Annotated in this window: 16 protein-coding genes; 8 read left to right on the top strand and 8 right to left on the bottom strand. The window is 36.9% G+C overall.

Features of this window, described 5'->3' with window-relative positions; all coding sequences use genetic code 11:
* Nucleotide 1: 1 nt before the first annotated feature.
* The 7 genes from dnaN to ACFPVY_RS03010 form a co-directional block, all read right to left on the bottom strand.
* Nucleotides 2-1,120, bottom strand: coding sequence for a DNA polymerase III subunit beta (gene dnaN / locus ACFPVY_RS02980; protein WP_379790234.1), 1,119 nt, complete (start codon nt 1,118-1,120; stop codon nt 2-4).
* A gap of 93 nt (nt 1,121-1,213) precedes the next feature.
* Entirely contained in the window at nt 1,214-2,872 is a 1,659-nt protein-coding gene (gldG, locus tag ACFPVY_RS02985; protein ID WP_379790235.1) for a gliding motility-associated ABC transporter substrate-binding protein GldG, read from the bottom strand.
* Nucleotides 2,872-3,597: a gliding motility-associated ABC transporter permease subunit GldF gene (gene gldF / locus ACFPVY_RS02990; protein ID WP_379790236.1), complete on the bottom strand. Its 726-nt coding sequence runs from the start codon at nt 3,595-3,597 to the stop codon at nt 2,872-2,874. The genes gldG and gldF overlap by 1 nt, the downstream gene beginning before the upstream one ends.
* Nucleotides 3,597-4,427, bottom strand: a complete 831-nt coding sequence (locus ACFPVY_RS02995) for a class I SAM-dependent methyltransferase (RefSeq protein ID WP_379790237.1) — start codon at nt 4,425-4,427, stop codon at nt 3,597-3,599. The genes gldF and ACFPVY_RS02995 overlap by 1 nt, the downstream gene beginning before the upstream one ends.
* A 70-nt stretch (nt 4,428-4,497) precedes the next feature.
* Nucleotides 4,498-4,794 (bottom strand): putative quinol monooxygenase, encoded by a 297-nt coding sequence (locus ACFPVY_RS03000; protein ID WP_379790238.1) that lies wholly within the window; start codon nt 4,792-4,794, stop codon nt 4,498-4,500.
* A gap of 12 nt (nt 4,795-4,806) precedes the next feature.
* Nucleotides 4,807-5,280, bottom strand: a complete 474-nt coding sequence (locus ACFPVY_RS03005; protein ID WP_379790239.1) for a DUF2947 family protein — start codon at nt 5,278-5,280, stop codon at nt 4,807-4,809.
* Between the two features lie 55 nt (nt 5,281-5,335).
* Complete coding sequence (locus ACFPVY_RS03010) at nt 5,336-6,163, bottom strand: SAM hydrolase/SAM-dependent halogenase family protein (protein WP_379790240.1); 828 nt, start codon at nt 6,161-6,163, stop codon at nt 5,336-5,338.
* Between the two features lie 107 nt (nt 6,164-6,270).
* Here ACFPVY_RS03010 and ACFPVY_RS03015 point away from each other — a divergent pair, with 107 nt between their 5' ends.
* The 5 genes from ACFPVY_RS03015 (at nt 6,271) to ACFPVY_RS03035 (ending at nt 9,784) form a co-directional block, all read left to right on the top strand.
* On the top strand, nt 6,271-7,221 hold the full coding sequence (locus ACFPVY_RS03015; protein WP_379790241.1) for a PhoH family protein: 951 nt from the start codon (nt 6,271-6,273) through the stop codon (nt 7,219-7,221).
* Between the two features lie 74 nt (nt 7,222-7,295).
* On the top strand, nt 7,296-7,538 hold the full coding sequence (locus ACFPVY_RS03020; protein WP_379790242.1) for a putative signal transducing protein: 243 nt from the start codon (nt 7,296-7,298) through the stop codon (nt 7,536-7,538).
* 289 nt (nt 7,539-7,827) lie between these two features.
* The gene (locus tag ACFPVY_RS03025; protein WP_379790243.1) at nt 7,828-8,118 is read left to right on the top strand and encodes a hypothetical protein; all 291 of its coding nucleotides are present in this window, start codon (nt 7,828-7,830) and stop codon (nt 8,116-8,118) included.
* Between the two features lie 125 nt (nt 8,119-8,243).
* The gene (locus ACFPVY_RS03030) at nt 8,244-9,197 is read left to right on the top strand and encodes a phosphoribosylaminoimidazolesuccinocarboxamide synthase (protein WP_379790244.1); all 954 of its coding nucleotides are present in this window, start codon (nt 8,244-8,246) and stop codon (nt 9,195-9,197) included.
* A 203-nt stretch (nt 9,198-9,400) separates the two neighbouring features.
* Nucleotides 9,401-9,784 carry an ankyrin repeat domain-containing protein gene (locus tag ACFPVY_RS03035; protein WP_379790245.1) on the top strand — a complete coding sequence of 128 codons (384 nt, stop codon included), beginning with the start codon at nt 9,401-9,403 and terminating at the stop codon, nt 9,782-9,784.
* A 65-nt stretch (nt 9,785-9,849) separates the two neighbouring features.
* Here ACFPVY_RS03035 and ACFPVY_RS03040 read toward each other — a convergent pair whose 3' ends face one another.
* Nucleotides 9,850-10,938: a M42 family metallopeptidase gene (locus tag ACFPVY_RS03040; protein WP_379790246.1), complete on the bottom strand. Its 1,089-nt coding sequence runs from the start codon at nt 10,936-10,938 to the stop codon at nt 9,850-9,852.
* Between the two features lie 82 nt (nt 10,939-11,020).
* Between ACFPVY_RS03040 and ACFPVY_RS03045 the strand changes: the two genes are divergently transcribed.
* From ACFPVY_RS03045 to ACFPVY_RS03055, 3 genes are all read left to right on the top strand, one after another.
* On the top strand, nt 11,021-11,680 hold the full coding sequence (locus ACFPVY_RS03045) for a DUF4294 domain-containing protein (RefSeq protein WP_379790247.1): 660 nt from the start codon (nt 11,021-11,023) through the stop codon (nt 11,678-11,680).
* Nucleotides 11,681-12,247: 567 nt separating this feature from the next.
* Nucleotides 12,248-12,478 (top strand): hypothetical protein, encoded by a 231-nt coding sequence (locus ACFPVY_RS03050; RefSeq protein WP_379790248.1) that lies wholly within the window; start codon nt 12,248-12,250, stop codon nt 12,476-12,478.
* 155 nt (nt 12,479-12,633) lie between these two features.
* A partial coding sequence (locus tag ACFPVY_RS03055; RefSeq protein ID WP_379790249.1) for a DUF7507 domain-containing protein occupies nt 12,634-12,833 on the top strand: 200 nt, incomplete at its 3' end.

Consider the following 12,833-nt stretch of genomic DNA (forward strand, 5'->3'; position numbering starts at 1 on the left):
TTTAGTTGTTAAGCATCACTGGCATTACAAGCATTGTCACCGTTTCGCCATCTTCCAATCCGTCAACAGGAGTAAGGATTCCGGCTCTATTTGGCAATGACATTTCCAGCATGATTTCGTCAGATTGTAAGTTGGTCAACATTTCTGTCAAGAAACGAGAATTGAAACCAATTTGCATATCGTCACCTTGATAATCACACGTCAAACGCTCTTCAGCTTTGTTTGAGTAATCAATATCTTCGGCAGAAATATTCAATTCTGCACCCGCAATTTTCAGGCGAATTTGGTGCGTAGTCTTATTAGAAAAAATCGCAACACGACGAACAGAACTCAAGAATTGAGAACGTTGAATCATCAATTTGTTTGGATTTTCTTTTGGGATAACCGCTTCATAATTAGGATATTTTCCGTCAATTAATCTACAAGTCAACACATAATTGTCAAAAGAAAAAGTGGCGTTTGAATCGTTGTATTCGATTTTTACATCAGCTTCTGAAGCGCCAAGAATACTTTTTAAGATATTCAAAGGTTTCTTTGGCATGATAAAATCAGCAACTTGCGACGCTTTTACGTCAGTTCTTGCATATTTTACCAATTTGTGAGCGTCAGTTGCAACGAAAGTTAAACCTTCTGGAGAAAATTGAAAAAATACGCCAGACATCACTGGACGCAAATCGTCATTTCCTGCAGCAAAGATTGTCTTGCTAACCGCTGTCGCCAAAACTCCCGCAGGAACAATGGTTGAAGACGGGTCGTCAAGGTTTACAGATTTTGGAAATTCTTCACCCGGAGCATACGCTAAAGCATATTTTCCAGAATTTGAACTGATTTCAATCGTGCTATTTTCTTCAACTGTAAAAGTCAAAGGCTGCTCTGGAAAGGTTTTTAAGATTTCCAAAAGCAATTTTGCAGGAACAGCAACGCTTCCGGTACTTGTAGAATCAATTTCTAAAGTGGCAGACATTGTTGTTTCTAAATCTGAAGCAGACACCGTCAATTGATTGTTGTCTAATTCAAAAAGGAAATTATCTAAAATAGGCAAGGTGTTACTGCTGTTGATAACGCTACCTAAAACTTGCAATTGTTTTAATAAGTACGAACTCGATACTATAAACTTCATTTTCGTTTTTTTTAATGGTTGTAAAAATATATAATTTTTACGATGCACAAATATATCTTAAACTAATTCGAAATCAAAACCAATTTATTAACATTATTTGCTATATTTTCTTTTTCGCAAATACGTGAATAAAAATCCGAATATTCCTAAGATAACTATTGGTAATCCAACAGTTAGAAACTGCGTGAAAGTATAATTTTCAGCTACTTTATTTTCATCAAGCAAGGCTAATTTCACATCTTTGCTTCGAATGTTGATAAGTCCGGTGTCGTCTAAAAGATAATTTACCGAATTCATCAAGAAATCTTTATTGCCATAAACCTGCTGTGTCCATTGGTCTAAACCGTTCTGCATCGGCTTTTTATTGACGTAAGTATAATTGATAATATCGCCATCGGCAATCACAATCATCTTGTTTTCTTTTCCGTCGTCAAGGCCTTTTGTTGCTGTAAAAGGCTTTACACGATTCTTGAACGCAGACGTAAATTTTCCTTCCAATAAAACGCCAACTGTCTGATTTCCTTTATTATATTCCGCCTCATTTAAATCATCCATAAATTGGTTCAAACCAAATTCAATTGGCGCTCCAACAACTTTTGATTGAGCCGAACTTTGCAATAAAACCGTCTTTTTGATATTGTTTTTCAACGTATCAATTTGGTTCGCAAATTCTAATTTAACCAAATTCACATTTTTGTTTATAGGATGATTTTCTTGCGATTTAATCATTGGAGAATACAGCCAGTCAATCGGAAATTCACCGGTTTCACCGCGCGCAGTTATCGGCGTAGAAAGTAAATCTTGAACCAAATTAGAATTAATTCGAACACCATATTTAAAGAACATATCGTCTAAATTCAAGTCACGCGGGTAGGCGAGAGAAGTCTGCGATTTGTTTTGCAAGCTATCAATATCAGCCACAACTTTGTCCATCAGCCACAGCGTTTTTCCGCCGTTCATCACATATTGGTCCAAAATATATTTCTCAGAATCAGAGAAAGTTTGCGTTGGTTTTGCGATGATTGTGGCATCAAAACGTTCCAGATTTTGAATCGTTTTATTTTGGTCACCCGAAAGCGAGTCTAAATTAAATTCTCCAATCAAATAATATTCTCTCAAATTCAAGATGAAATCCGAAAGATATTTGTCGTTCATTTCGCCGTTTCCTTTTAAAACAGCGATTTTTTTCATGTTGGTATTGGTCAACTTTGTAATCGCATCGGCCAACGCAAACTCTAATAATTGCACGGATTTGCTGATGTTTTCTTCGGCATTATTTCCGAAATTATTCACCAAAAGCGGAACTCTGGACCATTTTTCGCCATATTCTGCCATTGCCCACGGATACACCGGAGTCATCGATTTTTTACCTTTTTCTGTATTTTGGATATTTGTTGGAACAAAACCAAACTGCATTAATTTCTGAGCCAATTCGCCCGTTTCGTCTTTCGACGGATTGTCAAAAATAAAGATGATATTTGAATTATAAGCCCTGAATTCTTCCAGCATTTGGCGTGTTTCTGTTTGTAAACGCTTGAACTGAGCAGGAAAATCTCCGTCTAAATAAACGGTTACGTAAAGCGGTTTATCCACTTTTTTAATCAATTTCAGCGTACTTTCCGAAAGTGTATATCGTTTGTCTTTGGTCAAGTCAAAACGCTTGAAAAAGAAATTGGAAGCGATATTTAAGGCAATAATTGCAATGACAACCAAGCCCAATTTCTGTAGATTTAATTTCTGGTTTGCCTTCATTACGATTTCAAAGATTTAAGTTTAAAAGCGGTAAATGATAAAAATAATACCGTAACGCTTGCAAAATAGATAATATCTCTCGTGTCTAAAACGCCACGGCTCATGCTTTTAAAGTGATAATCCATTCCGATGGAAGAAATGGTTTGCTCAAAATCGCCAGCAAAAGTTGAAATTCCGTCGAAGCCAAAATAAAATAAAAAGCACAGAAAAACCGAAATTATAAAAGCAACGATTTGATTTTCAGATAATGTAGAAGTGAAAATTCCGATAGAAGTATAAGCTCCGATTAAAAATAACAATCCGAAATAAGAACCTAAAATACTTCCGAAATCCAAGTTTCCTTCGGGATTTCCAAGGCTTGAAATTACGAAGACATATATTAAAGTAGGAATGATGGCGATGATAATTAAAAGGAAAGCGCCGAAGAATTTTCCATTTACGATTTGCCAGATGCTCAATGGTTTTGTGAAAAGCAATTCAATGGTTCCCTGCTTTTTTTCGTCCGAAAAGCTTCGCATCGTTACCGCCGGAATCAAGAAAATTAAAATCCAAGGCGCCAATGTAAAAAACGGACTCAAATCAGCAAAACCTGAATTCGGGATATTAAAATCGCCCTCGAAAACCCAAAGGAAAAGCCCGTTCATCAACAGGAAAATGGCAATGACCAAATAACCAATCGGCGAACCGAAAAAGGATTTGATTTCTCGTAGTAAAATTGATTTCATTAAATCTTCTTTATAATTAAAATATCTTGGTGTTCATTTAAAATTCCGGGTTTGGCGCCAGACCAATTTCCTCGGATAAATTCAGTCACTTCAAAGCCTTTTTTGGCAAATAAATCTAAAATATATTCCTTTTGAAACCCAACGTTTGCTTCCTTAACAGATTTATCCATTAACGAATAAGTGCCAAATTTATGCGGAAAATTCTTTTGTCCGTTTTTCAACATCGAATTTTCGCTTTCTTCGTCCAAAATAAAAAATGTAGCCAAACATTTTTTATCTTTTCGCAAAACGCGATGAATTTCTTTTACATAATTTTCTAAATCTTCAGGCATCATGTGCGTGAAAACCGAAGTCAAAAACGCGAAGTCAAATGTATCATTTTCATAAGGAAATTTCAAATCTGAAGCCACATCTTCTGTACTCAAATTATACAAATCATTCTTCAGCGGAATCAATTTGAAATTAAAATTTGGATATTTCTTTGCAATATTTTCGTTGCACCAATCGACTCCAGATTTTACAATGTCAAAACCTTCGTATTTTCCTTTGGTAGAAAGAAATTCGGTAAAAGGAACCGCCATTCGGCCAATTCCCGAACCAATATCTAAGATGGAACTATCTGGTTTTAATTCTCCATAGTTTTTAAAATACTCAAAAAACTGTTTTCCAATTTCGATATAATTTCCAGAACCTGTAAAAATCATGCCTTTTGGTGGCATCAGCGGATGTCTTTTCCCGAATAAATCTTGTGGCAAATAAACAATGCGCCGAATCGTGTACCGGAAATTCACCGGAAGAGAATAAAAAGCTTTTCGTAAAAGTATATTCATTTTTGTAATTTCAAAGTAGCAAAGTGATTACGTTTAAAGTTTTCGGGAACGTTAAAGTTTAAACTTTCCACTAATTAAGAGAAGCCAATTTATCTACGCTCCAAGCTTCTGGTTTGTCATTAAATAATTTCTTCGTAAAATTCCAGATTCCGTCAAAAAGCTCCGAATTTCTATAATTTTCTAAATCTTGTTCGGTTTCCCAGTAACTGTATGTAAAGAAAATCGATTTATTGCTTTTGTCTTGGTACAATTCTAAGAAACGATTTCCGGGCGCATTTCGTATTTTTTCTTTCATCAATTCAAAATTTTCCAGAAACGCCGGAATGTTTTCTTCGTGAAAGGATAATTTTACAATTCGTATGAACATTTGATTTATGATTTAATTTTTTGTCCAAATATTTGCAACTTCACAATGATTATAAAATAATATCCAATTTGTTCTTTCTGATATTATTGTTACATCGTCTGAACTTGGATACAAAAAGTCAGTCCAATATTTTATAAATATTTTTTTCGTTGTTTTTAATGCTAGCTTTCTTTCCCAAGAAATTAAAATATCTTCATTAAATGGTTTTAAATAATTTTCTATTTGATTTCTAAATCTCTCGATTTTGTCATCATTCTCAGAATTTGCAGAAAACCAATCTGTTTCTAAATATTTTCCAATTCTGTTTGATTCAATTTCGTAGTAGCTGATTATTTTGCTTATTCTTTTAGATTCATTTTCAGATAATGCAAAAATTTCTTTTTTGTCGTAATCTGAAATATCAGAATTATGCACTTTGTCAAATCTCCATCCCAATTCGAAATCACTCAAAGGAATTATTTCTTTTTCATCAATTTGTATATTCAATTTCTTGTGTTTTGTTAAGATATTATGTCTGGAACTTCAGGCTATTTTCTCTTGCCTAAATAAAACTAATCGTCACCAAATCCCGATAATTCATTCCCAACAAACTCGAAGCGCTTCCTGATGATTTTGGATTGCTTCTGTAAATTGCAATTTCCAAAAATCCTGCTTCGTTGAAAATCGCCAATTCTCGTCCTTCATAAAACTTCATCGGATTTTGGTCAAAATTGACAATCGCAGAATAATTCGGCAAAATCGTCTTCAACTTATAATTTCGGAAACCAATCTCGTATTTTCTGCCTTTGCCAATTTCCGTAAAAAGCTGTCTAGAAATATTAGTCACCACGTTTCCGCAATGGTCCACATAAATTACGTTTCCTTTAATTGAATTTCCGTCTTGGTTTACAACCGCTTGCAATTCGGTCACTTCTCGCAATTGCGTGATTTCTCGGCCAATTACGTTTAACAATCCGCCTCTCGCAATGTGGCAGGCAACAGTCACAAAAACATCCATTGCCGTGGCATTAATCGCCAAACGGTCGTGAATATTGATTGCTACAATTTTCTGCGGGATAATTTTTTGCGTCAGCATGCTCAAAACTCCGTTATCGGCACAAATAAAATATTGGTCGTTCCATTCCATCGCAATATGTTGCGTTTCCTGATGCAATTCAGAATCCACGCCAATGATGTGCACCGTGCCTTTTGGAAAGCTACCATACGAAGCGCCAATGACATAGCTCGTTTCAGAAACATTAAAGAGGTCAATTTCATGCGAAATATCCACAATTTTAGCGTCTGAAAACTCAGAATAGATTTTGCCTTTCAAAGCGCCAACAAAATGGTCTTTGCATCCAAAATCAGTAGTGAGAGTAATTATTGACATAAAATTGTTTATAACATTACCGCCGAAGCGCCTATTTTTTTATTAAATTTGAGATATGCAAAGCTAACAAAATAGCCAGATAAATTTTTAATTTAATACTACAGCTTTTGAACGAAAGAACCATAGAACTCGTAGATATCGCGCCAAAAGATTTTTGGGGCGCACAAGATGCTCATCTTGAAACGATTAAAAAGTATTATCCAAAGTTAAAAATCGTTGCCAGAGGAACCACGATAAAGGCTTTTGGAGAAAAAGAAGTTTTAGACGAGTTCGAAAACCGCTTTAACCGATTGATGCTTCATTTTTCACGCTACAATAATATTGATGACAATGTTATTGAGCGCGTAATCGAAGGCGGAAGCCAGCAAACAGAACGAATGGGCGACCACGATAAAATCTTGGTGCACGGCGTTGGCGGAAAAATCATCAAGGCAATGACGCCAAACCAACAGCTTTTGGTAGACACGATGAACAAAAACGATATGGTTTTTGCCGTTGGTCCCGCCGGAACCGGTAAAACCTACACCGGAGTTGCAATGGCCGTGAAAGCATTGAAAGAAAAGCAAGTCAAACGAATCATCTTGACCAGACCTGCTGTGGAAGCTGGAGAAAACCTCGGATTTCTTCCCGGTGATATGAAAGAAAAACTGGACCCGTACATGCAACCGCTGTATGACGCCTTGCGCGACATGCTACCAAATGAAAAACTGGAAGATTATATTTTAAAAGGAATTATTCAGATTGCGCCTTTGGCATTTATGCGCGGACGAACGTTGGACAACGCTTTCGTAATCCTTGATGAAGCCCAAAACACGACACATTCTCAGATGAAAATGTTCTTGACGCGTATGGGAAAACAGGCAAAATTTATGATTACCGGTGACCCTGGCCAAGTCGATTTGCCACGCAGAACCATTTCAGGTCTGAAAGAAGCGCTTTTGGTCTTGAAAGACATCGACGGAATTGGGATTATTTATCTGGATGACAAAGATATCGTGCGCCACAGATTAGTAAAAAAAGTCATCGACGCGTACAAACAAATAGAAAATCACGATTAAAAATTACAAAGTAGCACAAGTCATTGCGAGGAACGAAGCAATCACATCATAATAATCGCCAAAAATAAAAAATTATGCAAGACCACAAACAAGTTTTCAGCGGTTCGCCTTTTGAAGGAATGGCCGTGAAAAATATACTAGAAAGTAACGAAATTGAAGTTTTTGAAATCAATTCCACAATGGCGTCCATAGAACCTTGGGCAGTTACGGCCGGCGGTTTCAATCCGTTTATTTTAAAAGTAAGTGATGAGAATTTTGAAAAAGCGACAAAAATTATTGAAGCCTACAACAACGGAGAATACATTTTAGAGGATTAAATTTTTCAGAAGCGAATCGTCAGTGCATTTCCAGGAATTGCATTTCCCGCGGGTCAGCAGTATCTTTTATTTTGAAAAAAAATAAAAGGATACTCGCCACCATCGGGGCTATTGGAGAAACTTTTCGCTTTTTTGGAAACACTTGAACCATTGTGTGCCGACAGTAATTTTAAAAAACATTATGACTTTTTATCGATTATCCATTTTATTATTTTTCTCATTTTTATTCGTCAGCTGTGACCCAGCTCAAAATATGTATTTCATAAATAAAACGGATTCTGATGCAAAAGTGAAAATTGTTTTAAATCATAAAATTGAAAATAATAGGCTAAAAGAGATTGCTAAAAATGATTCAATTGTTTTTTCTATTAAAGAAAAAGATTCAGCAAATATTTACTTTGGGATGGGAACTTGGGATGGCAATGAAGTCGAGTTAGTAGCAAATTCTATAAAAAATCTGTCAGTCGAAACTAGCGAAATTGTTACAATTTACAAAAGTAAAGAATCTATTGTGAAGTTTTTCGAAAAAGGAAAAGAAGGCTTCTGGTGGAAAACAAGAATTGTGGTTGAAATAGAATAATGTTATTTGATTCAAATATAATTTTTATAAATCAAAAAACTCTGTGAAACTTCGCGACTTCCTTTGCGAATCTCCGTGAAACCATTTACTTTTACATCTTATAAAAAAAACACACAACAACTATAATGAGCAACACCATCACAACTACCAATTTTAATTTTCCGGGACAAAAATTAGTCTACCGAGGAAAAGTGCGCGAAGTGTATAATATAAACGATGAATTATTAGTTATGGTCGCTACAGACAGGCTTTCCGCCTTTGACGTAGTTTTGCCAGAAGGAATTCCATATAAAGGACAAATCTTGAACCAAATTGCCACAAGATTTATGGAAATGACCGCACATTTAGTTCCGAATTGGCTAATCGCTACACCAGACCCAAACGTTGCCGTTGGTCATTTATGCGAACCATTTAAAGTGGAAATGGTAATTCGCGGTTATTTATCAGGTCACGCCGCGCGCGAATATGCTTTAGGGAAAAGAGAAATCTGTGGCGTAACAATGCCAGAAGGTTTAAAAGAAAACGACAAATTTCCTGAACCAATCATCACGCCAACTACAAAAGCAGACAATGGCGAACACGATGCAGATATTTCAAGAGAAGAAATCCTTGAAAAAGGAATTGTTTCTTTAGAGGATTATGAAGTTCTTGAAAACTACACAAGAGTTTTGTATAATAAAGGACAAGAAATTGCTTCGGACAGAGGCTTGATTTTGGTCGATACAAAATACGAATTCGGAAAAACAAAAGAAGGTCAAATCGTTTTGATTGACGAAATCCATACGCCAGATTCTTCTAGATATTTTTACAAAGAAGGTTACCAAGAAAGACAAGATAGCGGAGAAGCACAAAAACAACTGTCAAAAGAATTTGTAAGACAATGGCTGATTGCCGGAGGTTTTCAAGGAAAAGAAGGACAGCAAATTCCAGCGATGGATGAAGCTTACGTGAATTCTGTTTCTGAAAGATATATTGAATTGTATGAAAATATTCTTGGAGAAGAATTCTTCAAGGCAGACATTTCAAACATCAACGAAAGAATTGAAAAACACGTTTTAGAATTTTTGAGCCAGAGATAATCTAACGCTTTCATAATACTTAATTAACCACGCATTGCGTGGTTTTTTTTTACTTTGTATTGAAATTAATCGCTTTATTTAAAAGAGGTTAAATGTTAAATATATGTTATAGTAAATAAATCGTGTAACAATAATATAAGTCAAGCGTCTATTCAATACAATCAAATCAAAATTAAAATAATCATCAATTAAAAACAATCATCATGAAAAAATCAATCGTTTATTTAGGAGTAGCTTTATTAGCTTTAGGAAATGTTGCAATCGCATCAAATTTAGACAACAATCCAGTAACAAAAGTTTATGTTGCAAATGAGACTTTGAGTCCGTTATGTAATGCAGTTGTTCAAGGAGATTTTGAAACCGTAAAAAAAATGGTCGAATTTGGCTCAGATGTCAATGAGAAATCAAACGGAATGACGCCATTAATGATCGCGGCGAGATATAATAGAGTTGAGATCGTTGAGCTTTTGTTGAAAAACGGAGCAAATATCAGCTTGAAAGACTCGAACGGAAAAACAGCTTTGCAACACGCAGAAAGATCGAATGCAAAAGAAACTGTTGCTGTTTTAAAAGCTTATAAAAAGTAAAAATCATCATCAATCAAAAAAATCCCGCTAACGAAAGAAAGCGGGATTTTTGTTTTTACAGAAATTTACTTTTTGAAATAAGAAAAAGTATCTTCATTTTCAATTTTCAAAAGTGATTCATAAATTAATTTGATCACATTTTCCACGTCTTCGCGATGTACCATTTCCACCGTCGTATGCATGTATCTAAGCGGAAGTGAGATTAAAGCCGAAGCCACGCCGCCATTACTGTAAGCAAAAGCATCAGTGTCAGTTCCGGTAACTCTTGAAGATGCCAATCTTTGAAACGGAATTTTCTTTTCTTCTGCTGCGTCAATAATCAACTCTCGTAAATTATTTTGAACCGCCGGAGCGTAAGTAATAACCGGACCTTTCCCAATTTGAGTATCGCCCTCAATTTTCTTATCAATCATCGGAGTCGTTGAATCGTGGCAAACGTCAGTTACAATCGCCACATTTGGCTTGATCCTTTTTGTGATCATTTCAGCACCGCGCAAACCAACTTCCTCCTGAACTGAATTGGTGATGTACAACCCAAAAGGCAACTTCTTTTTATTTTCGTGCAATAATCGCGCGACTTCAGCAATCATAAAACCGCCCATTCTGTTATCAATCGCTCTGCAAACAAATTTATTTTCCTTCAAAATCATAAATTCATCAGGATATGTAATCACACAACCCACGTGAACACCAAGATTTTCAACCTGTTCTTTAGTTTCGCAACCACAGTCGATAAAAATATTATCAATTCTTGCAGGTTCTTCCTTAGCTCGATTTCTCGTATGAATCGCCGGCCAGCCAAATACGCCTTGAACAATTCCTTTTTTGGTATGAATATTGACACGCTTTGAAGGGGCAATCATATGATCAGAACCACCGTTTCTTATAACATAAATTAAACCATTATCAGTAATATAATTTACATACCAAGAAATTTCATCAGCGTGACCTTCAATCACAACCTTATATTTGGCATCAGGATTGATCACGCCAACCGCCGTTCCATAAGTATCCGTAATAAAAGTATCAACGTATGGTTTTAAATAATCCATCCAAATTTCTTGCCCACTTGATTCATATCCCGTCGGCGAAGCATTATTTAAGTAACTTTCCAGAAAAGCCATTGAAGACTTATTCAATATTGATTTAGACATAAAAGTAATTTTTTGCTAAAATATAAATTTGAAATCACAGTTATCTATTTATTGTATAATTTTACACAACAATTGTAAACATATGAAACCCTTGAAATACATACTTTTCTTATTCTTAATCACAACTGCAATGAACGCGCAAGTTGATAAGAACGATGAATACTTAAATGAGCAAGACACAATTAAGTTAGTCCAGCTTCCAGAAGTATTAATATATAGAGGAGACGTTGATGAAGAAAGCCAAAAGAATTTTACGATTTTACAACGTAGAGTACAGCGCGTTTACCCTTTTGCAAAAGCAACATCAGAAAGATTGGTCGCTCTTGAAAAAGGAATGGCAAAACTAAAAACCGATAAAGAAAAAAAGAAGTATTTTAAGATCGTAGAAAAGTACCTTGAAGATGAATTCGAAGGACAATTGAAAAAACTTTCCAGAAAAGACGGACAGATTTTAGTAAAACTGATCCATCGTCAAACCGGAACCACAACTTATGATCTTATTAAAGAACAAAAAAGCGGATGGAAAGCATTTTGGGCAGCCAAAACCGCCAGAGTTTTTAGTATCGATTTAAAAAGAACGTATAATCCATACGGAGTTGGTGAAGATTTTCTAATCGAAACAATCCTTGTTCGTGCCTTCGAAGAAAACCGATTGCCAAAACAACCAGCCAAACTGAACATAAACTATCAAGAACTAGCAAAATCCTGGAACGACAGAATCGCATCGAAAGCCAAAACATAGTACCTATTATATAAAAGGACAATTTTTCGTAGAGACAGCCCGCCGGGCTGTCTTTTTATTTGCGCAGCAACCCCAACGCGATTCTCCAAAACACGAAACCCAAACCCCTTCCTTATATATAGTATAATTTCCCTGCTGCGAAAGGTCCTTCTTTTGCCAGGCCATGCAATTCCCGCTTTCTGCCGCAGTCTTCCCGCCGAACCCCGGCGGCAAGAGCTCGCGGCCGCCAATCGGGGCTGGGGGAGAAGCCATCCGCATTCCCGGAAGCTCCGGGACCAATATTGCGCAGACAGCCTGCAAAAAAAACCGCCCCCGGCACAGATGCTCTTAAATGCCTTGCATGGCAAAACACGCCGCGGCATTCCCCAGGCCTCCCGGAATCACCCATGCTTCAGGAAGAGATGAAAAAACTTCCGCCTCCAAGTCGAAGCGTTCCAGCGAGTTACGGGAAAGATGAATAAAACATCAAAAAAAGATGGGTAAAAAGCTTGCACAGGCGAAAAAGATGCGTACTTTTGCACCCGCAATAACGGCGAAGTTCTTAAGATTTAGTGAAGGCAGGGAGGGATGAAAAAAGACAAAATTTTTTTCGCGAAAAGCTTGCCGGAAAGAAAAAAGCGAATTACCTTTGCGCCCCGCGAGAGCGGAAGTTCATTAGGAATCTGCGCAGGCTGTGAAGGAAAGGAGGGAATAAAAATTTCTGAAAAAAAACTTTCAAGAAAGCTTGCAGGAATCAAAAAGGATTTCTACTTTTGCACCCGCTTCCTGAAACACGGATGGCGGAATAAAACAGAATGACACGTTCATAGACATATTGGATTGACAGCAAATNCCCTCAGGGCGACCCTGTAACGGATGAGTCTGAAGACCCGACGCCGTGCGCTACCTGTCCGGTTGATCCGGCGTGTGCCGCTTGCACGATCGTTGAGATTGTCCAGGCTCCTTCGATTGCCGTGACCAAAGAAGGAACGTATGCAGATACGAACGCCGACGGCATCGCGAATGTCGGGGACGTGGTCAACTATGCCTTCACGGTAGCCAATACGGGCAATACGACACTGACAAATATCGCTGTAACGGATGATAATGCGGTTGTAACAGGCTCGCTGGCTTCATTGGCGACAGGAGCGACTGACTCGACCAGCTTCACGGC

The organism is Flavobacterium qiangtangense (assembly GCF_042658345.1).
Lineage (GTDB): Bacteria > Bacteroidota > Bacteroidia > Flavobacteriales > Flavobacteriaceae > Flavobacterium > Flavobacterium qiangtangense.